Below are 26,152 nucleotides of genomic sequence, written 5' to 3' on the forward strand. Positions count from 1 at the left end.
TCCTCATTAACTTTCATTAGATAGCATTTCTTTAGCTATTTTAACTATATTTTCACTATTAAGTCCATAATAGTTAAATACTTCTTTACTGTTACCTGTTATAGGAGATTCATCTGCTATCCCTAACATTTTCATTTTAATTGGGAAGTTTTGAACTACAGCCTCTGATACTGCGGCTCCCAACCCACCATATATACTGTGTTCTTCTATTGTTATAATTCCCTTCGTTTCTTTAGCAGATTTTATTATAGCTTCTTTATCCAGAGGCTTAATTGTATGCATATTTATTACTCTACATCCAATACCATGTTTTTCAAGTTCTATAGATGCATCTAGAGCAATTCTTACTGTCTCGCCAGTTGCTATCACTGTTATGTCATTTCCACTATGTAATTCGTTAGCTTTACCTATTTTAAAATCAAATTCTTCATTCTCATATACATCTTCAACAGGATTTCTTCCTATTCTTATATAAGCAGGAATATCACTTTTATACAATTCTTGTATCATTTTCTTAGTCTCATATCGGTCAGCTGGAAGCAGTACTTGTATATCTGGTATCGCTCTAGTCACTGCTATATCTTGAAGAGAATGATGAGTCATTCCTAAAGCGCCATAACTTACACCCCCACTTATTCCTATAAGTTTAACATTATTTTTAGAGTAAGCTACATCTACTTTTATTTGCTCTATACTTCTCATTGATAAAAAACATGCTGGAGAAGCTACATAAGCCTTCTTTCCGCAAGATGCTAATCCTGATGCAATACTAACTAGATTTTGCTCTGCTATACCAACTTCAACAAACTGTTCTGGATATAACTCAGCAAATTCTGTCATTGAAGCAGAACCTCTAGAGTCACTAGTTAAAACCATTATATCCTTATCATATTTTGCCATCTCAACTAAAGTATCACAGATTACTTTACGATTTGCTATATTGTTCATCTATTTCTCCTCCTTTAACTCTTTAATTGCCTTTATATATTGCTCTTCAGTTGGTACTCCATGATGCCACTTTACGTTATTTTCCATAAAAGATATTCCCTTACCCTTTATAGTATTAGCTATTATAATTGTTGGCTTATCTTTTTTCAGTGGCATATTATCGAAAACCTCCACCAATTCTGTTATATCATTTCCATCTACCTGAACTACTTCCCAGCCAAAGCTCTCCCACTTCTCTTGAAGATTTTCAAGTGTCATAACTTCTTCCGTAGCTCCTGATATTTGCAATTTATTTCTATCTATAATTGCTACTAGATTATCTAACTTATAATGACTAGCTGCCATAGCTCCTTCCCATACAGACCCTTCAGCTAATTCACCATCTCCCATAAGAGTAAAAACTCTATAGCTTTTTATATCACGCTTTCCTGCTATAGCCATACCTACAGCTAATGAAAGACCATGACCTAAAGAACCTGTATTGACCTCTACACCTGCATTGTTATTGTTTGGATGACCTATAAGTGTTGAATTAAATTGGCTGTAGGTTTTTAACTTATCCTTACTAAAAAATCCTTTATCTGCCAACACACAGTATAAAGCTTCTGCTATATGCCCTTTACTTAATATAAATCTATCTCTATTTGAGTCTTTTGCGTTTTCAGGGCTTATATTCATTACATGGTAATAAAGAGTTGTCAAGATATCAGTACTAGACATTGCACCTCCTATATGACCTGCTTTTGCATTATATACAACATCTAATATTTCTTTTCTTATTTGATTTGATTTTTCTTCTAGCTTTTTAATCTTTTTATTCATATTCCCCTCCATATAAACCTCCAATTTAATATTTAGTAAATATTTAGTTATATTTTTATATTATCACTTATTTTTAAATTAGTAAATATTTATTATTATTATTAATTTTTATTTAGTTTTATATTCGTTTGTATTACTAAATATTTAGTCAGCAGAAGTTAAACAATGGAAATTAAAATTACATCGGATATCCAAGGTTATAAAGAAAACCTATAATATATAAACAAAAAAATGAGTGTCTCAAAATGAACTTTTTAGTTCATGAGGCACTCTTTTTTGTATGAAATCAAATATATTTTCATCAGTTTAACAACGAAAAAGAGGCTTATCTCTATTTTGAGACATACTCTTTCTCACAGATTTTAATACTACATTTATTTTAATTGCTCTTATTTTATCATCATTAAATTGATAGTTGCAATTTTTACAAAAAAATATAAGATTTTTCTTATACCATTTAAACAACAGCTTTCTTTTTAACCTGTAAACTTAATTATACATTTTGCAGATTTATTTCCATATTCTTAAAGTTTTTTCTGAGCATTTTATAATGTCATCTTTTTGATAAATATTTATACATTTACTTATCTTCTCTAATCTCATCAAATCCAACTATAGGTATCTCTAAATTATACTCTTTAAGTAACTTTTCTAGCTCTTCTATAAAAATACCTTTCCCGTCTACCATTTGTATATCATTTATTTTATTCATCAATTCATTACAACCATTTAACTCACCAAACCAGCTTTTAGAACTACATGTCTTATTATATCCGCAACTTGGACTACCATCTATTGCAATGATACTTTTTATATCATAATTATTTTTTAAATATTCATCAAACTGCCTTAAATAAGGTATTAACATTTGTCTACATTGTTCTCTGAAAAACAAATTGTCAAACTGTTCTTTTACATGTCCCCACCTATTTATTCCATACATAATTATTTCTGGACATGGTAGTTGAATTATTCCATACCCTTTATTTATTAAATATACTGCTACATTTTGTGCACCTTTAAATTCTGATGAGCCCTCTACTTTGGAGTTACAGTTTAATATACAATGACATACTACTACAATCTCTCTATTTCTTTTCATAATAATCTCCTTAGTTATTCTTAATTTTAATAATACTACATATTTTGCTAATCATATTATTTATTTGCTCTATATTTCTAATATTCTATATAGAAATATACAATTAGTAATCTTTTATAATCTATAATATGATAAATGTATACATTTTTTAGGAGGTATTATAATTGAATACTAAGAAAATCACATTTTCTTCAATGTGTATAGTTATTAACATTGTCTTAGGCATGGCTATATCTATGATAAATATACCATTATTATTTTTAGATACAGTTGGTACTGTACTTGGAGCTGTTGTATTAGGTCCTTTTTGGGGTGCTCTTATTGGAGGGTGTACAAACTTAGTTTTAGGTGTCATATCAGGTCCTACAAATATACCTTTTGCCCTTGTAAATATTGTTCTTGGTCTTATTGTTGGATATATTTCTAAGAAAAAAGGTTTTGGTTATAAAGAAGCTATTATTACAGGAGTAATTTTATCTATTGTTTGTCCTTTAATTGGTACTCCTATTTCAGTTTTATTGTTTGGTGGTTTAAGTGGAAGTGGTGCTGATTTATTGGTTGGTTTTTTAGTTCAGTCTGGTCAGAAGATATTTACGGCGGCATTCTTTCCAAGAATTCTTAGTAATATAGTAGACAAGCCTTTGTCTTGTATTATGGTGGTGTATTTCATAAATAAAATGCCTAAAGGTTTTATAAGTCAATATAGTAGAAATACGTCTAGTTAATCTTAATAAATTAATTGCCTTATCTGACTTATTAATATTTATAATGAAATCATACACTCATTTTTGTATAATATTTTTATTAATAATTTAATTAGATAGTATTTACATTATTTTAAATAAACGCAATCTCTTGATATAAATTTGGCTTATAAATCTATATCAAGAGGTTATATTTTATTAAAATAAACACATGATTATTCTATAAAATATTCCAATACTTAATTTTAAAAATTATTTTTTAATATTCTACATGAACAATTAATAATTATTTATCAATTTAAAAAGAGATATTGCATAATTATTCAATACCTCTCTTTATATATCTAAGATATGGCTATAGTTTGAGTTCCAATATCTATACCTACATTACCCAAACCAATTTGCCCTTTTATTTTTCCTTGAGTGGTTGTTTTTTTAGGTGGAACTCCTTCTAAGACTAATTGTACATACCATTTAATTTTACCCTTAATTTCTTTTTTAAGTATTCTACAATATTTTATTTTATCTTGGATTGCTCTTTGAGCATAGTTGTCGTTATTCTTTATTATTACTGGAATAGCCATCTTATTAAGTTTAATAACACCATCTTTATAACTAATGCCAGTTGAATTTTGTTTTCCTTCTATTGATGTTAATTCATTATATCTAATATAATTAACCTGTTTAGCTTGATGATATATATACTTACTAAAAGCATTGAAACATCTTGTGGCTATTTTCTGAGATATAGCAGAATGTAATTTATAATATTTACAAATAGGTTTAACAAAATTATGAAGTGAATACTCTGTCAAATTATATTTCTTAGTAATATCATTAAATATTTTATTTCTATCTTTACCCTTATATTTACAATTTGCTCGATACGCCTTAGATTCTATCATGTGGTTATACCTTTTAAATAGTTCTGATAAACATGAATTATATACTTTTCTATACTTATCAAAAGTATTACATATAATATCTTCTTCAAACTTTTCTGTCTTTAATTGTAATGTTAATATATAATTTGACATAATATTCACCTCACTTTCTAATATCTTGTTTTCTGATTTTCTACATATTTTTTAATAGTTTCACTGCATACATTACTTTGAGATAACACTTTCTGTATTGCTCCAATAACTACTATCTAAATCCGTTTTTTAAAATAGTATTTTTCGGATTTAAATTTGGTTCTATGTTTGTTTTGATACTTTAATTATATATTCTTATACGAATATTATCAACGTATTTTCCGGATTTTTGTTTTTTATTTTACTCGATTAGTCTAAGTCGAGTAATTCAAACATTTCTTCTTTACTGAATTTAAGCAATTTAGATATTTTTTCAAGTTCTTCAATTTTAAATGATGTTTTACCCTTTTCCTTATCATTATAAGTTGAAGTCGACATATTAATGTATGTGCTTAACATTTGTTGCGTGTATCCTCTGCTTTCTCTTAATTCTTTTAGTCTCTCCAAATTCATTTTATTCCCTCCAATATTATCATAGAATAATGATATCATATCAAAGAGTTACATAAAAGGCATCTCAATTATATTTTCTTAAATTAGCTAAGTATATTTTTATTGTTTTATTCATTTTTATATCCTCCCTTTTCACGTTCTCGTTACGAATATTTAATTAAAAATTTTTATTTGTTTTGATATTTTAATTATAACACCTCCGTTACGAATAGTCAAGTGTTTTTTTGAGTAGATTTTTACATCTACTCGTCAATTTTTTCTATTATTATTCTATTTCCATCAAAAGTCAATATAACTTCTCTATCTAATTTGGTAATATCCATGTGTTTTATCCATGTTGTAGGAATTGTAACTCTATTTGTATAAGAGTTTTCACTAGAGTTTCCACCACTTTTATTAAATATTACTTTTGCTTTTCTCTGTTCATACATTCATTATACCTCCAATGATATTAATAATATCACACTAAGAGCTTCTAGAAAAGACACTCAATAATTCAAGTGTCTTTTTATGTACTACTATTTAATTGATTTTAACTTTGCTATCTCATTCCAATTTTTTGATGTAGCCATTTCTACAAAGTTCATATTGTTATCAATTCTATCAAGGTGTTTGTCTACTTCGTTTATATCTGTCTTAACAATAAGTATATCTTTGTGTATGTAGTCAAGTTTCTTGTCTACTTCATCAAAGCGATTACCCATATCAGATTTTACTTCTTTTACTTCATTTTCAATACCATCAAGTCTACTTTCAATTCCATTAAGTCTATTGTCCATTTTTTGTAATAATTCCAATATCTTTTTATCCATGCCGTTCACACTCCTATTTTATTATTATATCATAATTTAAGTGTTATATTCCAACCCTTACTAAAATAATCTAAGATAGATTACTCTAGTAAATATTAGATAGTTTATGACCATATAGGTGCCAAGCAGTACAAACTATAATTTTAATGCTCAATCTTAGTGCTTTTTCGCAGTACCTCACAACTGCTATGTCATATTAAATTGTATTGAGTGCCATTATAGAAGCAATTTAATTGATACCTCAATTTTTTATAGACTTTAATTGAAAACCTTTATTAATTTTATTTACTTATTTAATATTATTTATAGCTTTAGAGATTTAAGAAGGTTCTTCGCCTATTACTTCATTTGAGAGGTGACTCTGTGTTTTCTTGTTCTCCTTTGCTATGATTTAATTATGCGATGTTATCTTGTTTTTGACAAGTCATTTTTGAGATTTTTTTTAAAAAATAATGGAATTAATCAATTAATTCCAATGGGTTTATATCTAAAATTTTATATATTTTTTCTAACTCGGTTACGGTAAAATCTGTTTTTCCTTGTTCTTTTCTGTTGTACGTTTTGTAATTTATTCCTATCAGAATAGAGAATTCTAATTGCGTATAGCCTTTTTGTTCTCTTAATTCTTTTAATTTATTAAGTTTCATCTTATCACACCTTTTTTATTGTATATATTATATACTATTTTAATAATAGAATTTTGTCAAACATGAGATATACAAAGAAAAGAGGTGTGAAACATGAATAGATTAAAAGAGTTAAGAAAAGAAAAAAATATCGGCTAAAGAGTTAGGCGAATTATTTAATACAACTGATGTTACTATTTTAAGATATGAAAATGAAAAGCAAAATATAAATGCTATTATGTTAAAAAATTAAGTAAGTTTTATAACGTAAACATAGATTATATGTTATGTCTTACAGATTTTAAAAAAAATATACAACTTGAAGAAGAAGAAGTTAAACTATTAGACAATTATAGAGAATTAGACAACAAGAGTAAAACAATCGTACAAGAACAAATAACCACATTAAAGAAACTACTATGGGGCTGTCGCACTAGAAAATAGTGCTACGCCCTTTTTTTGTATAAAAAAATAAATCCCAAGTTCAAAAGAGCCTGAGATTCTTGTATAATAATTGTATGCCAAAACAAAATACTATACAAACTGATTATACTACTTATGGTGATAATTATCAATTTAAGTTACCACTAAATATTGATTACATGATTCCAAAAGATGATTCTGTAAGGTTATTAAGTCAAATTATTGAGGAGATGAATTTAGAAGAATTATATAAGACTTATTCTCGAATTAGAGGAAATAGAGTAACCCCTAGACAACTTTTGAAAATTATAATATATGCAAACATGAACTGTATTTATTCTTCAAGAGAAATAGAGAAAGCATGCAAAAGAGATATTAACTTTATGTATCTTCTAGGCGGAGCCTCTGATCCAGACCATTCAACAATTGCAAGATTTCGTAGTATTCATTTTTCACCAATAAGCAAAAATTTGATTGCACAGTTTACAAACTTTCTTGGAGATAACAAGGAGATTTCAAAAGATACTCTATTTATTGATGGCACAAAAATAGAGTCCTCTGCCAATAGATATACTTTTGTTTGGAAAAAAGCTATAAATAAAAATATGGCTAAAATGATGAGTAATATATCTGACTTCATATTAAAATGTGAGATTGATTTTGGTATTAAAATAATTTATAAAGATAAAATTAAAATCTACCATTTGAAGAAACTTTTAAAGAAACTAAAAAAAATATCAAAAGAATTAAATATACCATTTGTTCATGGAAAAGGAAAGAAAAAATCTATGGTTCAAAAATCTATAGAGCAGTTAAATAATTATATTGATAGATTAAAAAAGTATACTAAAGATCTTCATATAATGGGTGAACGAAATAGTTATTCTAAAACAGATAATGACGCAACTTTTATGAGAATGAAAGAAGACCATATGAAAAATGGACAACTAAAACCAGCATATAATATACAATTTGGTGTAGATTCAGAATATATAATTTTGGTAAGTTCAGGACATCAACCTACAGATACGACAACATTAATACCATTTTTAAAATCTATTGAGGAGTATACAAAATTTAAATATCCTAAAATAGTTGCTGATTCTGGATATGAAAGTGAGGAAAACTATACATTTTTGGAGTGTAATAATCAATTATCTTTCATAAAACCTGCAAATTATGAAATTAATAAAACTAGAAAATATAAAAATGATATTGGACGTATTGATAACATGGATTATGATGAAAAAAATGATTATTATATTTGTAAAAATAACAAAAAACTATTTGCTAATAAAATAATAAATAGGAAGTCAAAAACAGGCTATAAAAGTGAAATAACTTGTTACACTTGTGAAGAATGTCATGATTGTCAATATAAAAGCAGTTGTATTAAGAGAAGTAATAGTAAGATTTCTCTTGAAAATAGGACTAAAAACATACAAATATCTAAGTTATTTCATGAAAAAAGCAAAGAAAACTTAAATAGAATTATGAGCCCGGAGGGGTGTGAAATTAGAGCGAATAGAAGTATACAAGCAGAAGGAGCTTTCGCTTAAGTAAAACAAAATATGAAATTTAGAAGATTTTTAAGCCGAGGTAAAGAAAATGTTCTATCAGAATGTATTATCGTGGCAATAGCTCATAACATTTCTAGGCTACACAATAAAATAGTAAAAAATAAATGTGGAATATATCTTTATCCTTTAAAAAAAGTATTCTAAATTTATTATTTATAATCAAATATTATCTGAAAAAATGGTATTTTTATACCTTGTATTTGTTATGCATAATTTTACTTAGAAAATAAACTTTATATAAAATAATTAAAAATATACCTATTAAGATAAGTAAAAAGAACTCTCACAGAACAAATTTAATTTGCTCATGCGACAGCCCTCTAAAGGAGTGGGCTTTCCACACTAGGTTGTAATAAATAAGTATTTACAAAATTTTGTTTTAATATTTTCGATTCGTGGTATAATAAAAGCAAAGAAACATATTTTACTTAACTTTGAGTGAAGTTTCCTTCAACAAATTATTTTGAAGATTTATTTTTCTGGAACTTTATATTAAGTTCCCAGCCACTCTTAGTTGTGAACTATACCCACTGTTTTAACTGTATAAAACAATGGGTATAGTTCATTGGTCGCTCAGAGTGGCATTTTAATTTATCGTAGATATAACTAGCTATAACACCAGCTATAATACTCATCATTAGATTTTCCATAGCTTTCCACCTCCTTTCATAAGAAAGTGAGGAAATTTCTATGGAAACACCACTCATAGCTTTTTCAAATATTTATTCCTTGCTATGTTTATTATATAATAAATATTGGAAATATAAAATTTATTATTCTATCTAAAAATATTCATTTTATTTTAATGAATGTCTTTTAAACTAAAAAAACAGTTATGAATTTATACTAATAATTAAGAACTATTCACAAATAATTAGTTTTTGTTTATGAATATTTAAGTATTATTAATAAATATTTCCTTGTACAATTTATACTATTGCAATAGAATTGAGATAGGTATCTAATTAAAATACTTTGGAGGTTTGATATATGAATAAAAAGTGCAAAAAAATCATAGCTACTTCTCTAATTGGTACAATTCTATTTACTACATTATTACCATCGGTTTCTTTTGCTGATAGTAACTCTCATCAAACAGGAATAGAATCATACATATTGGATGAACAAAGACTAAAAGATATTGATGAAATTGCAGCATATTTTGGTTTTACAGAACAAGAGAAAGCAGATTATATCAATGCTATTAAGGAAGTAAAGTTAGAGGCACAATCTACACCTACTACAAGAGGAAAATTAAGTTGGGCTGTAAAAATATTAAAAGTTGCTTGGACTAAAATTCCTACAAAAGTTAAAGTTGCTATAGGTGGATATGCAGCTTATGGCAGAATACTTAGTATTTTAAATACATTCACTGGCACAGTTGAAGATGGATTATATAAAGGTTGTAAAAGTCTTGGTATGAGTAATGATGTTGCATGGTGGGTTACTAAGGCATTACTAGCATTTGTCTTATAAAATATAAATTAGGAGCTGATAATACTTGATTACAAGCATCGTTTTGTATGTTATATGTATAATGAACATTGTATGTTATACATATAAAAAAGGAATTACTTTTTTAGCTGCTAATATAGTCATGTTGCTTTCAAATGTAGTCTTATCAATTTTAAACATAAATAAGATGCACAATAATATTATATCTGGTATTGTATTATTAGGATTTCTTCTTTCTATCATACTATTTATAGTATCATATTTTGCAAATAAAAAATCTTAGTATAGAAATTAAGATATAGTAGATATTGATTAGGATTATAGCTTATTTTTTATAAAGTTATAATCCTAATATCATCTAAAATCTGACACTCTATATGCCATTTTAAGGCTTTGTAAATTGTTCTATAACTTCTAATGGATTAGTTAATCCACCAGTCCAAAATGTCTCCCAAATCTTGTCTACTTTGCTCCTTAATTCGCCTGTAATCATATATGACTTTCCCTCCAGTATTCATAAAATAATTTGAATATATATTTTAGTTGTACTTCTTAATAATTGGTATTTTTATATTAAATTTAAAACTTTACTACACAGTTATTAAATTATTTTTCCTATTTACATGTCTTAGTTAAAAAACTAATGCAATACTCTTATTTTATGATTATTATATATACCATACAAAATTATTTTATCATATATCCTTCATAGAAGTCATCTACTTGGATAACTCTTACCATATTATAACTTTTTAATATTAATTTAAATATAGAAAGAAACTTTTTATTTAATCATATCACCTTCCTTATTTCAAACTTCTCAATTACAATCTTAATCAAAAAATAAAATAAGGTGCTGTCTCAAAATAGAGATAATTCTCTTTTTCATTGTCGGAATGATGAAAATATATTTAATTTCATACAGAAAAGGGTGTCTCAAAATGAACTAAAAAATTCATTCTGAGACACCCCCTTAATCTAATCTTACTTAATTATTTCCCTTTATTATTAACACTCCACTTTCCCTATTGCTTTTCCTACACATCCACAAACTTCCATTCTACTCTTAACAAACTCTTTAACTGAATCTAAACCTTTTTTACCATATTTCTTAGGGTCAATTACTTCTGGGTCAGAATTAAGCACATCCTTAACCCCATTACTATAAGCAATCCTTAACTCTGTTGCATAATTAACCTTACAAATCCCTCTTTTTATAGATTCCTTAATCATCTCGTCTGGTATCCCAGACCCACCATGTAATACTAATGGAACTGATACAGCCTCTCTAATTTCAGATAATCTATCTAAATCAAGCTTTGGCTCTCCCTTATATAGCCCATGTGCCGTACCTATTGCTACTGCTAAAGATGATACTCCGGTTCTCTCTACAAACTCTTTTGCTTCTAATGGGTCTGTATATGCTCCACCATCTCCACCATCTAAGTCATCTTCCTTTCCTCCAACTTTACCTAATTCAGCTTCAACAGGTATATCTGAAGGCATACATGCGTCTACAACAGATTTAGATATTGAAATATTATCTTCGTAACTTTCATGAGAACCATCAATCATAATAGAAGTATACCCGACTCTAAGTGCCTGCATAGCTAGTCCAAAACTTGAACCATGGTCTAAGTGCATTGCTACAGGAACACTTGCCTTCTCTGATGCTACCTTTACATTTGCTAAATAATAATCTAATCCTGCATACTTTATTGTTGAAGGTGTTGTTTGTAGTATTACAGGTGATTTAAGTTCTCCAGCAGCCTCTATTACTGCCATAACCATCTCCATATTTTCAACATTAAATGCTCCTACTGCATAATGCCCTTCTTGTGCATCTAATAATATTTGTTTAGTTGTCACTAATGCCATAATTCATCCTCCTATATGTTTATATTGATTTGATTTCTTCATTATTTAATTTTGATACTATTTCTCTACTTGTCTTGCTATTTAATAATTCATTTAAAAACTCTTCATTCATTAACTTTGAAGATAATTGAGATAATGTCTTTAGGTGTAAATTATCACCATCGTCCGTAGCTGCTATCATAAATATAATGTGTACTAGATTTCCATCTTCTGATTCAAAGTCAAATCCTTCTTTTGATACACCCACTGCTACACGTGGTATTTTTACTGCATCTGTTTTTGCATGTGGTATCGCTATCCCCATGTCAAAACCTGTAGACGATATTTCTTCTCTCTTATAAATTTCTTCCTTAAACTTATTTTTATCTGAAAGAGCACCCGATTTTTCAAGTATTTCAACCATTTCATCAATTACATCTGCTTTGTTTTTTCCCTTAACATCTAAAACTACTGTTTCTTCGCTATATAAAGACATATCATTAGATACGTTTTCCAATGTTGTAATTTTATCTGTACTTTTATGCTCATCCTCATTTTTAATTTTAGTTGTATTTTCTGTAGTAGCTTTGTTATCTACTACTTTAGGTGTAACCATCATATAAAGTACAGCACCTATTAATGAACCTACCAATATACATCCTACCCATAAAAGTGGCTTATTTACTAATCCTAGAACCAAAAATCCTCCATGTGGAGCTGGTACTTCTATTTTCATTATATAAGTTAAAATTGCTGATATTGATGAACCAATCATAAGTACTGGCAACACTTTTAATGGATTCTTTGCCGCAAAAGGTATTGCTCCTTCTGTTATATGTGTACTACCTAGTATATAGTTAATTAATCCTGCTGCTCTATCTTCTTCTGTAAATCTGTTTTTAAATAAAGTAGATGCTATTGCTATTACTAGGGGTGGTGTTATACAAGCTGCAGATACACCTGCCATAAATAAATAGTTCCCCTGTCCTAAAAGCATAGTTCCAGTTACATATGCTGCTTTATTTACTGGACCTCCCATATCAAATGCTGACATACATCCTATTACTATTCCTAAGATTATAGGGCTTGAATTTTGTAATCCTGAAAGAAAGTTCATCATAGCATTGTTAAGTGCTGAGCATGGTCCTCCAAGCAATAGCATGGCTACACCAACAATACCTACACTTACTATAGGAATTATAAAAATCGATTTTAGCCCTTCTAACTGTCTTGGTAATTTTCTTAATACATGCACAAATAATTTAACTAAGTAACCTGCTAAAAATCCTGCTATAATTCCACCTAAAAAGCCCGAACCTGTGTCAAAGGATATCATTCCTCCAACAAGACCTGCTAACATACCAGGTCTTCCTGATATAGATTGAGCTATAAATGCTGCCAATACAGGAACCATCAAATTCATAGAATATCCACCAACAGATTTTAATGTAGCTGCTATTTGATTATACTGTTCTGAATTTGGGTCAAATGAATAAATCCCCCATAAAAATGATATGGCAGTAAGTACTCCACCTGCTACTACTAAAGGCAACATGTGAGATACACCATTCATTAAGTCTTTATATAACTTTTGACCAAATGATAAATTTCCTTCCTCTGCAACTTTACTACTTGATGAACTTCCCTTTCTAATAGGTACTTTACCATCAATACACCTTTGTATAAGTTCATTAGCTTTATGTATACCTTCTTTAACAGGTACCTCTATTACTGGTTTTCCATTGAATCTGTCCATATCAACGTTTTTATCACAAGCAACTATTATTGCGTCTGCCATTTCAATATCTTTTGCTGTTAATTTATTTTCTACACCTATGGCTCCATTCGTTTCAACTTTTATATCACAGCCTAATTCTTTAGCTGAATTTTTTAATGCTTTTTCTGCCATAAAAGTATGAGCTATTCCAGTTGGACAACCTGTTACCCCTAGAATCATCTTCTTTCCCATTTTTATACCACCTTTCTGACTCTTATATTTTTTATATAATCTTCCACATTCTCTAAATTACCTATACCATTACTTTCAGCCACACTTGCTCCTGTTGCTGCCGACCTTTTTAACGCATTTTCAATATCTTCTGGATTTTCTAACCATATACTTAAAAAAGCAGCTAATGCAGAATCTCCAGCACATGCAGAGCTGACTACTGTAATTGGTTGAGCACTAGCATAATAAATCGATTTCCCATTGTAAAAATAAGAACCTTTTTCTCCTAAGGTTAGCAGTATATTTTGAGCACCTTTTAAATGCAGTAGTTTAAGTACATCCTTAATATCTTCTTCATCTCTTACAATAATTCCAAATATATCTTTGATTTCTTCATCATTTGGTTTTATTAAATATGGGTTATATTGTAACAACTCCTTTAATTTTGGTGAACTTATATCGAGTATTGTCTTTATACTTTTATTTTTACAAATCTTAAATATATCTTCATAGTAATTATCATCAATACCAGGAGGTAAACTTCCACTTATTGATAAATAACTTATATCTTCTAGAGCCTCTATCTTCTCTAGCATATCTAGTTTTTGTTTTTCGTTTATATACGACCCAGAGTTTACAAATTTAAACTCATCACTTCCATCATTTAAAAATATATTTATACGAGTTGTATCTTCTACCCAAGTAGGCAATACATCAAATCCTCTCTTTTCGCTTTCTTCAACTATATATTTTCCTGAAAATCCTCCAAAAAATCCTAATATCTTAGACTCTATACCATAATGACCTAGTACAAATGTTACATTTAATCCCTTTCCATTAGGAGAATATACAGCATTTGATGTACGATTTACTAATTTCCTCTTTATACCATTAGTAGATATATTCATATCTATTGCTGGATTCGTAGTTAATGTATATATCATTGTCTTCCCCCTTGCTTGTGCTGTGTATGTTTTCATTATAATAAAAAAGTCTATGAAAATCTTTTCACAAATAGAAAATTGATTTTCATAGACTTTTTAATTTAATTTTCAGAATTATTATATCTGACCATATAATCTATAATTATCCTAGATATAATATACAAGGGCAATCTAGAGGACACTTCATATTCAGAGATTGATATATGTTCGTGCTTATATCCTACAATATATAAATCCGAATACTTTATAAGTTTTGCATTTTCACTACAACAGCAAGTTATAACTTTAGCTCCACTCAAATTAGCATTCTGTGCTGATTCTACAAGTTCTACAGTATTTCCATTCAACGAAAATATAATTATAAGTTCATCTTTTTTTATTGATTTAGATTTTATTTTCATTATATTAGGGTCATTTATAAAAACAACATTAAAGTCAAGTAGTTGCAATTTAAGACTAAACTCTTTTGCTACATATTCAGTAAGCCCTCTTGCTAAAATGTATATCTTACTGGATTTGTTTATAGTTTTTATTATGTTAATTAATGTAGTTAAAGATATTTGTTCTATAACTCTCTGTGCTTCTATAAAAGACTTATTTATTATATCCCCCATATTTTGTATATCATCATTTTCATCTTTTACTGTTAACCTATACCTAAGTTCATTAAAGCCATTTAAACCACATTTTCTAATTGCTCTTGAAACGGTTGCTGGAGATGAATATGTTTCGTGAGCAATCTCTACTATAGATAATTCTGGTAATATTGACTCATTTTCATTTATAAATTTAATTATTTCAAGTTCTGTTTTTGTTAGATTTTCAGAGTTACTTTTGTTTAACTCAATTATCATATTTTTTATCTCCTTGTATATAGTTTTATTTGACTAAATTTATTAAGTATTTATAATAATATATTACCTCTTAAATATTAATTTTTATACACAATTAGGATTTAGTCAATGTCTATATATGTAAATTTATAATTTTATACTTTAATTCATTATGTTATTTTGTAATAAAAAAGGAACTACTCAATTACCAATACTGAATTACTAGTACTGATTAATCCCCAATTTTGAGACCTTCAAGTAACTTAAACTATTAGAAATAATTTATAAACAATAAACATCATCCTCAGCTTATATACTTGAGTAATATCTTTTTTTATTAATAGAAATTACCTTATCAACAATTGAAATTGTAGCTCCAGTACATAGTATTGAAAATAGAGTTCCAAACCCTATATTTCCCCCTAAATATATACCTAAAATTAAAAACAATACATCTGCTATAGTTTTTAAGACTTTGTATGAATAGTTAAAATTATCTTCAATATAGATTAATATAGCATCTAAAGGACTCATCCCAATGTCAAACTTTATGAGCATTGCAAATCCAGTACACATAAGTATATGACCAATTATGAAACTCATTATTTTAATAATAGTCCCTAAACTACCTATATTAAAATCTAATAATAAGTATATATACAAATCTATAAATATTCCTGCTAGTAGTACATAAACACAGCTCCCTAACCCCAAGCTTTTTTTATTCAATAACAATGCTATAAACAACAAAGTCCCATTATATATTAATCCTGCTAATGTCTAATTTACAATTAAAAATATAAACATAACTTTTTTTATGACACTCATAATTAATAAACCACCTTATTTATAATTATAATCCCCCTTATAAAACTATATTAATAACATAGTATTTATAAGAGGGATTATTTATATTTAGAAATTATTTACTTTTTCTCCTAATTCTTCTCCATTAGTTCTTATTACATTTTGATACCAATAAAAACTATCTTTTTTATGACGTTCTTTGCTTCCATTTCCATCGTTATCTATATCCACATATATAAATCCATACCTCTTTTCCATTTCTTGAGATGAGCAACTTACTATATCTATTGGTGACCACATACAATAAGCTAATATTTCCGTTCCATCAGCTATAGCTTCACCTATTTGCTCTATATGTTTTCCTAAATAATCTATTCTATAATTGTCATGGACTTTTCCATCTTCAAATTTATCATGCATTCCAAATCCATTTTCAGCTATCATTATTGGTTTTTGATATCTATCATAGTATTGAGATAAAGTATTATATAACCCTTTTGGGTCAATTGCCCATCCCCACGGATTTGCTTTTAAGTATGGATTTTTTATATTATCAATTGGATTCATAGTATTTTTACTTGCTGAAACTGTTGTAGAATAATAATATGATAGAGCTAGAAAATCCATAGTATTTTCTTTTAATACCTCTTCATCCCCTTCCTTCATAACTATATTTATATTATTTTCTTTGAAAAACCTCTTAATATAAGCTGGATATTCCCCTCTAAAACTTACATCAGTGAAGAAATATTGTATCCTATTTCTTTTTAAAGCAAATACTACATTTTCAGGGTCACAGTCTTCTGGATAGGATGTACAATCTGCCATCATCATACCTATCATCATATCTGAATTTATTTCTTTTCCAAGCTTCTTAGTTAAAGCTGTAGCTATGAATTGATGATGAATAGCTTGATATCTAGCCTCTTCTACATTATCTACCTGGTCTACACAAAATGCAACTGAATTAAATGATTCATGGTATATTAGATTTATTTGGTTTATAACTATCCAGTATTTGACTTTATCTTTGTATCTATTTAATATTAATTCTGCATATCTAACAAAGAAATCTACTACTTTTCTATTAGACCATCCTTTATATTTTAATACTAAATTTAAAGGAGTCTCATAATGAAGTAGTGTTACAATAGGTTCCATACCATTATCTATTACTTCATTTATAAGATTATCATAAAACTTTAACCCCTCCTCATTAGGCTCTAAATCATCTCCATTTGGAAATATTCTAGCCCAGTTTATTGAAAATCTAAAACACTTTAACCCTAGTTCTTTTAAAAGCTTTAAATCTTCTTTGTATGTATGATAAAAGTCTATTCCACTACGCTTAGGATAATGCCCATTGTTATCTTTCATAGCAAACTTTATTTTTTCTATAGTCATATCAGACTCATAATGTTTAGATATATCTCTATCTTTATCATATATATGTACATCAGCTAAGCACCACCCTTTTCCACCTTCATTCCAGGCACCTTCTAATTGGTTAGCTGCTACAGCTCCACCCCATAAAAAATCTTTAGGAAACTTACTCAACTTAATCACTCCTTATTCTATTTATTATTTAAATTATTTACCTTATATTCTATAGACTTTACTATTCCTACTAAAGACATAGTTATATTTAATTCGCTGAATATTGTCATAAGAGTATCTTGAGCATGTGCAAATAACAGGGAATGAGTTCTTTTTTCTCCACTAGCTTCACCTTGTATGATATTAGTTTGAGCTCTATGTGCTTCTGTCATAAACTCTTTTGCTTTAGCTAGTTTTAAATCAGCATTTTTATAATCAAACTTTTCTAAATCACTAAGAGCTTGTTTAATTTCTGTTCTAGCCTCACCTGCACGAAGTATTATTTGCATTGCCACTTCTACTAACTCTTCATCTATTATATGTTCTTCAATTGTCATATTTATAATTTCCTTTCAACATCTAAATTTAAGCTTCTTGACTCTCTAATTTTAGTTCTTCTTTTTCATAAGCTTTAAAAAATGGATACCATATCATAAATAGTAATACTATGTTTATTGCTAAAACAATAAGACCTCTAACATCTTGATTTACCATAAAAGTAGATATACCAAAAGGAACATACCATAAATTAAACACCTTACTTGGAATTGTAACAAATCCCATACTCATTGATAAATAAGTAGTTATTGATATTACTATTGTACCTATCCACATAGGCAACATTAAAAATGGGTTCCATGCTACTGGAGCTCCAAACATTACTGGTTCATTTATGTTCATTATTGAAGGAACGACACATGCTCTTCCTATTGCTTTTATTCTACTAGCTTTGGATATACACATCATTAATACTAATGGTAATGTTGCTCCCCATCCCCCTAAAGTTATCCAACCTGTTTGAATAACTTCATAAGTATATATATTAGTTGCCACACCACCTGATGCTACAGCTGCTGCATTGGCTGCAATTGCACTAAGCTGAATTGCATAAGTTATCGGGGATAGTACCCATCCACTTATACCTAAGGAATATATAAATACTACTAAAAAGTTTAAGAGTACAAAACCAGGTAATGTCTGTGCTATATCTGATACTGGTTTAAATATTCTAACTATTATTTCAAACACATCAAAGTTAAGCCCATAAATTAATCCCCAACCTATAAACATTATCACTGCTATAGGTAACATACTGTCAAACCATTTACTTACAAAATCCGGAAGTGCTGAATCTTCGCCGAAAAATGAAAAAGAACCAAATAAAGACATTATTAATCCAGAGAATAATCCTGCAACTAGTGCCACAAGCATCCCCTCTCCTCCGAATCTATTGAAGTTAAATAAAGCACCCTGTTCTGTAATCTCTGGTCGAATCATCATTAGCATCAATCCTGCTCCTGCAAGACCTGCAACTACACTCATACTTTCAAATTTCTTATTCTTCATTATTTCCATAGGCAATAAAAATGCTATAAATAATCCTAAAAGCCCAAATGTATATTGATTTATTGGGCTTAAATCAGGCAAAAAACTTATGTAATTTTTCAAGACAGAAACTATAGTTACTAAAGAACCTACAAATACCATAGGTAAAACTTTCATTATAGTTGATTGAACCGATTGTACCCATATATTCTTAGTTATCTTATTTACAACAGGAGTAAACTTTTCACTTAACAAATCTATAAATTTATTCATAAACACTCTCCCCATAAGTATTTTATTTGTTTGATATTAACTCTAATGCTTCTTCTAAAGCCTTCGCCCCATCTAATCTTCCATATGCAGTTTTAGATATACATGCTACTGGCACATTATATTCATTAGCTTTTTGTTGAATTTCTTCCTTCATATAATCTAAGTGTGGCCCTAATAATAAACAATCTATTTCTGGTAAATACTTATCTATCTCCGACTCACTTCTAGCTTTTATATCTGCTTCTATACCCTTTTTCTTTGCACTCTTTCTCATACTAGTTGCCATAAAACCTGTACTTGCTCCTGAACCACACGCCAACAATACTCTTATATTTTTCATATTGATACCTCCAGTATTTTTATCCATTAATTTATTTCTTAATGAATTTTTTATTTAATTGTGCTTATATTGTACTTCCTAAATAAGCTCATTTCACATAAATATATTTCCTAATAATAGGAAATCATTTACTCTTAATTAGGCATATTAATATATAGTATAATGTATCTTATAATACGTACATTCAATTATATAATATACTATATCATACAGATTTTATTTTAAAACTATGCGAGGGAATCTAATGAAAACATCTAAAAAAGAGCTATTTTTAAATTTCATAAAAACGCAACATGATTGGATAGATTCATCCACATTAGCTAATTACCTTAATGTATCAACACGTTCGATTAGAAAATATGTAAACGAAATTAATTCTACTGGTGAATTTATACTGTCCTCTAAAAAAGGATACAAAGTGAACCTTAATAATAATTGTCAAACTAAAATTGATAGTTCAGAAAATACATCACCTGATAATAGGTTAAATTTAATTTTAAAAGAACTTATAGTTAACAGTAATGGAATTAATATGTTTGATTTAAGTGAAGAATTATTCGTTAGTTCAGCTACCATTGAAAGTGACATAGTCAAAGCCAATAAATTTATAGGAAGTTATAATTTAAAAATAAAACAATCTAGATTTTTATTGAAACTAGTTGGAAATGAGTCTGCAAAGCGTAAATTAATGAGCTCTATAATATTTAAAGAAACAGGAAGTGATTTTTTAAGCTTATTTGATGTACAAAAAATATATCAAGAGTATAATTTAACTAAACTAAAAGAAAATATAATACATATATTAAAAAAATACAATTTATTTATAAATGAGTATGCTATAAATAACATACTTCTTCATTTAATGATAACTATAGATAGAATAAAAAAGAATAACTACATAGAGTCTGTTGAAGTAGTAAACTATATAGACAATAATATAGATGTAAATATTGCAAAAGATATATCAAATTTTTTAGAATCAGAGTACAACATAACTTTAACTAGTACAGAATTATACTATTTAGTATTTCAGTTAACAAACAAAACTACTGTTTTAAACTATCATAAAATGGATACTAAGTCTTTGTCAAATTATATAAACGAACATTTTGTTAATCTAACTAAAAAAATAATTAAAAATGTATATGATTTATACTTTATAGATTTATCTGATGATGAATTTGTTGTAAAATTTACTCTTCACGTAAAAAACTTAATCAGTAGGGCTAAGAATAATCAAGTTTTGAGAAATCAAATACCTCAGAAGTTGAAAGATTCCTATCCTCTGATATACGATATATCTGTTTATATTTGTAATCAGATTCAAATTTTAGAAAACATAGAGATAGATGAAGATGAAATATCGTATATATCTCTCCATGTAGGCTCATTCTTTGATAGACAAAAACTACTAGAAGATAAAGTTCTTTGTGCATTAATTACTCCAAATTACTATGATTTACAACTAAGAATAGTAAGAGACCTTGAAAAAAGATTTAATGAATCTATAGAAGTTATTCAAATTTTTTCAGATATTCATAATCTAGACTTTGATAGCAAAGTAGACATGGTCATCACTACCTTACCAATTAGTAATAGATGCCCCATACCTTTTGTCTATATAAATCCTTATCCAAATAGAAAAGATTATGATAATATCCAAAGTAAATTTATTCAAATTAAAGATAGAAAAAACATACTTACTGTACAAAACCATTTAGAAATGTACTTCAGTGAGTCTTTATTTATGAAAAATATATATTTAGATAGTGCTAAAGATTATATAAAATTTATGGGAAATATTCTATACGAAAATAAATATGTTAAAACTACTTATGTAGATGATGTTCTTATAAGGGAAAACATGTCTTCAACTGCTTTTAATAACAACGTAGCAATTCCTCATAGCATGAAAATGGATGCTTTAAAAACTGGTGTCTGTTTAATTGTCAACGATAAACCAGTTAAATGGGGTAGGGAAAAAGTACAAATTATAGCCATGATACCTATAAATGAAAAAGAAAAATTCAATTACATATTCGAAAGCTTTATTGAAATACTATCTGAGTGGAATAATGTTAAAGAACTTACTAAGGCAGATAGCTATAGTAGTTTTATGAATAGAATAGCTTATCTTATTCAGAATATCTAAATCCATGTGAGACTGTAAATTAATTTGTACTTATATATATTGTTAAAACTATTAATGCAAAATTAAAAAGCTATCACATTGAAAAGTTTAAATTCTTACGTGATAGCTTTCTTTTTTAATTAATATATATTATTTTTAATATAACCTATTTTTTGATTGTTGTACACTAGTTATAAGATTAAATACTTGTATTGTTGTGGCAGTCATATTATCACTGGCAGTTTCTTTATCCATTGCTTCTTCTATTGTCATAGCTCTATTTACTATAGAAAAATAAGCATCTATCCCCTCTTCATTACACTTAACTGCATCTCCTGTTGTCGCTCCAGCCAAACCTATTACTTTTACGCCATATTTTTTTGCCAGTTTTGCAACTCCTATTGGTGCTTTGCCCATGGCAGTTTGATTGTCCAATCTACCTTCGCCAGTTATGACAAAGTCTACATCTTTTAACTCTTCCTCTAATTTAATTTCTTCTAATATTATTTTTATTCCAGGTTCTAATTTTGAGTTTAAAAATGCCAAAAACGCAAAACCTAATCCTCCTGCTGCTCCTACTCCTTCTACATTAGCTATATCTTTATTTAAACAATTTTCGACTACTTTAGAAAAATTTCTAAGACCATTATCTAACTCCTCAATTATTTCTAATGTTGCACCTTTTTGAGACCCATATATGTATGCAGCTCCATTTTTTCCAAACAGTGGATTGTTTACATCGCAAGCGATTTTAAAGTTACATTCATCTAATTCTTTTAATCTATTACCTACTTTTATGTGTCTTATTTCATTTAAAACTTTTCCTCCCAGCTTTACTAAGTTGTTATTTGAATCATAAAATTCAAACCCTAGAGCTTGAAGCATACCTACTCCAGCATCATTGGTAGCACTTCCACCTATTCCAATTATAAAATTTCTATATCCTTTATTTATTGCTTCTTTTATTATTTCTCCAACACCATAAGTCGTAGTGTATAAAGGATTTCTAAGTTCAGTTGGAACTAATGTTAGTCCTGATGCTTGCGCTATTTCTATTATTGCTGTATTTGTATCTTTTAATAATCCATATGTAGCATTTACTTTCTCAATTATTGGTCCAGTAACTTCTATAGTTTCTTTTTCACCATTCATTCCTTGCACTAAAGCATCTACTGTTCCTTCTCCACCATCTGCAAGCGGTAATATCTTTACTTCTGCATCTTTTTTAACTTTTAATATTCCTCTTTTTATTGCATTTGCTGCCTCTATTGAAGATAAGCTTCCTTTCAAGGAATCTATAGAAATTAATACTTTCATATTTATCTACTCCTTATTTTAAACATACATTATTTTAGACATACAATTTTCTAAGTATAATTTATATTTTATACCTTACATCTTCCTTTGTATATAACTTATACTATTTATCTTCTTTTTACTTTGTAAAAAAGGTCAAATATATATAAAACATATTTGACCCTTATATCATTACTTAACTAATATAGTTTTAACTTGGTTCATTGTACACTCTACACTTACAGAATTCTTATCTATTGATAAAAATTCTAATTCTTTTTCATTTAAGTTAACCTGTTTAGCTATTTTAATATTTTTGTTAAATACTATGTTAGCTGATTTTGTTTCTTCTTTAGTATTGTATAGTCTAACTACTAATGCATCTTCTTTTTCAGCCTTTTTCACAACACTTAACACAAGTTCCTTATTAGTTTCTTTGAATAAACTATATGAATAATCCACTTCTATTCCTGATTGATTCAATTTCATAGCATTATATGGCATTTTATTGTAAGTTTGTATTTTTGTTAGGTATTCCTTAGCCATGTTTGCAACATTTGCTTCTATCGTAGATTTTTCATGAGTAACTATTGCTAAGTCTATTTTTATATTTCCTATCATTTGAGAATCTGGAGTAGGTAACTTTATTCCTGATGGACGACCTGGACGTCTTACCATTTCTTCTTTACCTAGGAATCCTACACTTCTAAATAGAGTTACAGCTATCGTATCAAATTTTTCTCCTACTATTTCAAACTCTCTTGTACTGTTTGTAAGGACAGCTACTCCATGCTCTTCATCAGATAATCCAACGAATGTTAGCATTGGATATATAGAATCTGGTCTTTCACTCCATCCTTCCTGTTGCCAAACTTCCATAGCATCATCATACACATTTCTCTTTATATGCCCAAACTGATTATCAGATACAGAAAACTTTGCTGCTATATTCGTTGGTATATAAGTTCTAACTCTACAATCTCTTGCTTGGTTATTCATATTGAATACTACATCTATTATGGCTTTATCATTTGGAACATTTATAATTATATCAAAGTCAATAAATGAGTCTACTATATTATTTTTTCTAGCTTGTATATCTTTTGGTACTTTTAACCTATAATTTATCTTTATCTCATTATTAAATCTATTCTTCTTTATAGTATGGTTTGCTACTAAATTATCGTTAAATATTAATTTCTCATTTGGAAGTGGTGAAAAATCATACTCGTCTCCTTCATCTCCTCCATTTTCCATCAATAATACATTCTCAAAAGTTTTGTTTAATTTTTTATCAAATATCTTTAATGTTCCATTTTCATTGACTTGAATAGTATAAAAGTCATTGTCTACCATATCACATACTTCGTAAGCTTTTTCTGGCATATGGTCAACTTCTTTTATCATATATGCCTTATACCCCATTGCAGGTATTTCATCTTTAAAATTTATTGTATATGCCATAAATGGGTCATAGTTTCCATAGTGAACTATTTGACGGTCTATTAATCCTGCATCTATTTCTTCTTTGTGTATCACTTCAAAATCCAACTTATTATTGTCTCTATCAAATATTTCAAATGCTTTCATTTTAGTTATAACTTGGGCACTTACTGTTTCATTTCTATCATAAGGCATTAAGTTAAATGCTACTAACTTGTCTAAAGCCATTTCACAACTCATAGCATCAGCTATTTTTCTCTTGTAAAATATTATTAATTGGTCTACTTTTTCCTCAGCTAAGAAAAATCTATTCATTATTTCTTGGTGAACTTTATCTGAACAACAACATCCAATACTGTCATGAGCATGATTTTTCATTATTTCTTTCCAAATTAACTCTATTAATCCATGGTGATATTCAAAACCTAGAGAATATGCAATAGAAGCTAATGGTTCTAAAATATTAGTTATCTTTGATTCTATTCTAGCATTTGCTGCTTTTATATCCATTCTTGTTGAGAATATACTTCTATGCACCCTCATATATTTCCCATCTAGAAATTCCCCTTTTAGTGTATCTATGTCTTCGTTTTTTTCTAGTTCTTTAAATATATTTTCATATCTACTTAAGAAAAATTCTCTCTCTGGATAACATTCTTTTAATTTGCATATAACTTCAAATATATTCTCTTGAATTGGCATTTGGTCATGCCCATTTGGAAGTATTATATGGTCTGTAGTTGCTCCTTTATCAAGGACTGGTAAGTATTTATCCATTCTTGTTCTTAACTCGTATTCATCCATTGGTAGATATTTCCCTATTGCATAACCTAATGGAAGTATTTGAGCCAAAACAGAAGACCCATCATCACTCTTCCAGTTGAATTCTGTTTTATTAGTTCCCTTTCTTTCAGAACATCCTCTCCAAAACATTGAGTATTTTATATCAAAACCATTTAGTATTTGTGGCATTTGAGCACTTTGCCCAAATGAATCTGGTAAATATCCTATTTTCATGTATTCTCCAAATTCATCACAGTCTTTTATTCCATACAATAAATTTCTAAGTATTGACTCTCCACCAACTACCATTTCATCAGTTTGAGTATACCAAGGACCTATTATTAACTTTCCTTCTTGAACCAATTTTTTTATTCTATCCTTGTATTCAGCTTTAACTGCTAGATAATCTTCCAATATAGCAGTTTGACCGTCCATCACATAATATGGATAGTTATGATTATTTTCTAACATATCCATGATTTCTTCCATATTATTTACAAGTAATATTCTAGATTCCTCGGTTGAGAAGTACCACTCTCTGTCCCAATGCATATGAGGAACTATGTGTACATTTTTTTTCATTATTTATCCTCCAAAACTTATCTGATAATAT

General features: G+C 28.3%; 25 protein-coding genes and 1 pseudogene. 5 read left to right on the forward strand and 21 right to left on the reverse strand.

Annotated elements, in window-relative coordinates; all coding sequences use genetic code 11:
• Positions 1 to 6 precede the first annotated feature (6 nt).
• The 3 genes from IR152_RS06695 to IR152_RS06705 form a co-directional block, all read right to left on the reverse strand.
• Positions 7 to 948 carry a transketolase family protein gene (locus tag IR152_RS06695; RefSeq protein WP_227451012.1) on the reverse strand — a complete coding sequence of 314 codons (942 nt, stop codon included), beginning with the start codon at positions 946 to 948 and terminating at the stop codon, positions 7 to 9.
• On the reverse strand, positions 949 to 1,770 hold the full coding sequence (locus IR152_RS06700) for a transketolase (RefSeq protein ID WP_227451013.1): 822 nt from the start codon (positions 1,768 to 1,770) through the stop codon (positions 949 to 951).
• Between the two features lie 580 nt (positions 1,771 to 2,350).
• Positions 2,351 to 2,872, reverse strand: a complete 522-nt coding sequence (locus tag IR152_RS06705; protein WP_227451014.1) for a CD3072 family TudS-related putative desulfidase — start codon at positions 2,870 to 2,872, stop codon at positions 2,351 to 2,353.
• A 164-nt stretch (positions 2,873 to 3,036) separates the two neighbouring features.
• On the opposite strand from IR152_RS06705, the gene IR152_RS06710 reads away from it, so the two are divergent.
• Positions 3,037 to 3,597: a CD3073 family putative ECF transporter S component gene (locus IR152_RS06710; protein ID WP_227451015.1), complete on the forward strand. Its 561-nt coding sequence runs from the start codon at positions 3,037 to 3,039 to the stop codon at positions 3,595 to 3,597.
• Between the two features lie 323 nt (positions 3,598 to 3,920).
• On the opposite strand, the gene IR152_RS06715 is transcribed toward IR152_RS06710, so the two are convergent.
• From IR152_RS06715 to IR152_RS06735, 5 genes are all read right to left on the reverse strand, one after another.
• The gene (locus tag IR152_RS06715; protein WP_227451016.1) at positions 3,921 to 4,613 is read right to left on the reverse strand and encodes a hypothetical protein; all 693 of its coding nucleotides are present in this window, start codon (positions 4,611 to 4,613) and stop codon (positions 3,921 to 3,923) included.
• A gap of 249 nt (positions 4,614 to 4,862) precedes the next feature.
• Complete coding sequence (locus IR152_RS06720; RefSeq protein ID WP_227451017.1) at positions 4,863 to 5,066, reverse strand: helix-turn-helix transcriptional regulator; 204 nt, start codon at positions 5,064 to 5,066, stop codon at positions 4,863 to 4,865.
• 242 nt (positions 5,067 to 5,308) lie between these two features.
• On the reverse strand, positions 5,309 to 5,497 hold the full coding sequence (locus tag IR152_RS06725; protein WP_227451018.1) for a hypothetical protein: 189 nt from the start codon (positions 5,495 to 5,497) through the stop codon (positions 5,309 to 5,311).
• 87 nt (positions 5,498 to 5,584) lie between these two features.
• Positions 5,585 to 5,878 (reverse strand): hypothetical protein, encoded by a 294-nt coding sequence (locus IR152_RS06730; RefSeq protein ID WP_227451019.1) that lies wholly within the window; start codon positions 5,876 to 5,878, stop codon positions 5,585 to 5,587.
• Positions 5,879 to 6,336: 458 nt separating this feature from the next.
• Complete coding sequence (locus tag IR152_RS06735) at positions 6,337 to 6,525, reverse strand: helix-turn-helix transcriptional regulator (RefSeq protein WP_227451020.1); 189 nt, start codon at positions 6,523 to 6,525, stop codon at positions 6,337 to 6,339.
• 261 nt (positions 6,526 to 6,786) lie between these two features.
• On the opposite strand from IR152_RS06735, the gene IR152_RS06740 reads away from it, so the two are divergent.
• Both IR152_RS06740 and IR152_RS06745 read left to right on the forward strand, forming a co-directional pair.
• Complete coding sequence (locus IR152_RS06740) at positions 6,787 to 6,948, forward strand: hypothetical protein (RefSeq protein WP_227451021.1); 162 nt, start codon at positions 6,787 to 6,789, stop codon at positions 6,946 to 6,948.
• Between the two features lie 158 nt (positions 6,949 to 7,106).
• A pseudogene (locus IR152_RS06745) lies at positions 7,107 to 8,651 on the forward strand (IS1182 family transposase).
• A gap of 377 nt (positions 8,652 to 9,028) precedes the next feature.
• On the opposite strand, the gene IR152_RS19980 reads toward IR152_RS06745, so the two are convergent.
• Complete coding sequence (locus IR152_RS19980) at positions 9,029 to 9,157, reverse strand: hypothetical protein (protein WP_255624565.1); 129 nt, start codon at positions 9,155 to 9,157, stop codon at positions 9,029 to 9,031.
• A 340-nt stretch (positions 9,158 to 9,497) separates the two neighbouring features.
• On the opposite strand from IR152_RS19980, the gene IR152_RS06750 reads away from it, so the two are divergent.
• A complete protein-coding gene (locus IR152_RS06750) occupies positions 9,498 to 9,983 on the forward strand; it encodes a hypothetical protein (protein WP_227451022.1) in 486 nt (161 codons plus the stop codon).
• A gap of 75 nt (positions 9,984 to 10,058) precedes the next feature.
• Here IR152_RS06750 and IR152_RS06755 read toward each other — a convergent pair whose 3' ends face one another.
• The 10 genes from IR152_RS06755 to IR152_RS06800 form a co-directional block, all read right to left on the reverse strand.
• A complete protein-coding gene (locus tag IR152_RS06755) occupies positions 10,059 to 10,205 on the reverse strand; it encodes a hypothetical protein (protein WP_227451023.1) in 147 nt (48 codons plus the stop codon).
• 765 nt (positions 10,206 to 10,970) lie between these two features.
• A complete protein-coding gene (gatY, locus tag IR152_RS06760; RefSeq protein ID WP_227451024.1) occupies positions 10,971 to 11,840 on the reverse strand; it encodes a tagatose-bisphosphate aldolase subunit GatY in 870 nt (289 codons plus the stop codon).
• Positions 11,841 to 11,859: 19 nt separating this feature from the next.
• Positions 11,860 to 13,788, reverse strand: coding sequence for a fructose-specific PTS transporter subunit EIIC (locus tag IR152_RS06765; protein ID WP_227451025.1), 1,929 nt, complete (start codon positions 13,786 to 13,788; stop codon positions 11,860 to 11,862).
• Between the two features lie 2 nt (positions 13,789 to 13,790).
• Positions 13,791 to 14,711 (reverse strand): 1-phosphofructokinase family hexose kinase, encoded by a 921-nt coding sequence (locus IR152_RS06770; protein WP_227451026.1) that lies wholly within the window; start codon positions 14,709 to 14,711, stop codon positions 13,791 to 13,793.
• A gap of 101 nt (positions 14,712 to 14,812) precedes the next feature.
• The gene (locus tag IR152_RS06775) at positions 14,813 to 15,565 is read right to left on the reverse strand and encodes a MurR/RpiR family transcriptional regulator (RefSeq protein WP_227451027.1); all 753 of its coding nucleotides are present in this window, start codon (positions 15,563 to 15,565) and stop codon (positions 14,813 to 14,815) included.
• A 288-nt stretch (positions 15,566 to 15,853) separates the two neighbouring features.
• The gene (locus IR152_RS06780) at positions 15,854 to 16,273 is read right to left on the reverse strand and encodes a hypothetical protein (RefSeq protein WP_227451028.1); all 420 of its coding nucleotides are present in this window, start codon (positions 16,271 to 16,273) and stop codon (positions 15,854 to 15,856) included.
• A gap of 186 nt (positions 16,274 to 16,459) precedes the next feature.
• On the reverse strand, positions 16,460 to 17,917 hold the full coding sequence (locus tag IR152_RS06785; RefSeq protein ID WP_413927478.1) for a glycoside hydrolase family 1 protein: 1,458 nt from the start codon (positions 17,915 to 17,917) through the stop codon (positions 16,460 to 16,462).
• Positions 17,918 to 17,925: 8 nt separating this feature from the next.
• Positions 17,926 to 18,285, reverse strand: a complete 360-nt coding sequence (locus tag IR152_RS06790) for a PTS lactose/cellobiose transporter subunit IIA (RefSeq protein WP_227451030.1) — start codon at positions 18,283 to 18,285, stop codon at positions 17,926 to 17,928.
• Between the two features lie 28 nt (positions 18,286 to 18,313).
• Positions 18,314 to 19,546 (reverse strand): PTS transporter subunit EIIC, encoded by a 1,233-nt coding sequence (locus IR152_RS06795; protein WP_227451031.1) that lies wholly within the window; start codon positions 19,544 to 19,546, stop codon positions 18,314 to 18,316.
• A gap of 22 nt (positions 19,547 to 19,568) precedes the next feature.
• A complete protein-coding gene (locus IR152_RS06800; protein WP_227451032.1) occupies positions 19,569 to 19,886 on the reverse strand; it encodes a PTS sugar transporter subunit IIB in 318 nt (105 codons plus the stop codon).
• A gap of 244 nt (positions 19,887 to 20,130) precedes the next feature.
• Here IR152_RS06800 and IR152_RS06805 point away from each other — a divergent pair, with 244 nt between their 5' ends.
• A complete protein-coding gene (locus tag IR152_RS06805; protein WP_227451033.1) occupies positions 20,131 to 22,038 on the forward strand; it encodes a BglG family transcription antiterminator in 1,908 nt (635 codons plus the stop codon).
• Between the two features lie 135 nt (positions 22,039 to 22,173).
• Here IR152_RS06805 and IR152_RS06810 read toward each other — a convergent pair whose 3' ends face one another.
• Together IR152_RS06810 and mngB are read right to left on the reverse strand one after the other, a co-directional pair.
• The gene (locus IR152_RS06810) at positions 22,174 to 23,334 is read right to left on the reverse strand and encodes a glycerate kinase (protein WP_227451034.1); all 1,161 of its coding nucleotides are present in this window, start codon (positions 23,332 to 23,334) and stop codon (positions 22,174 to 22,176) included.
• 171 nt (positions 23,335 to 23,505) lie between these two features.
• Positions 23,506 to 26,121 (reverse strand): mannosylglycerate hydrolase, encoded by a 2,616-nt coding sequence (gene mngB, locus IR152_RS06815; protein WP_227451035.1) that lies wholly within the window; start codon positions 26,119 to 26,121, stop codon positions 23,506 to 23,508.
• Positions 26,122 to 26,152: the final 31 nt, after the last annotated feature.

Origin of the sequence: Clostridioides sp. ES-S-0108-01 (assembly GCF_020662285.1) — a bacterium.
In the GTDB taxonomy this organism is placed as follows: Bacteria; Bacillota; Clostridia; order Peptostreptococcales; family Peptostreptococcaceae; genus Clostridioides.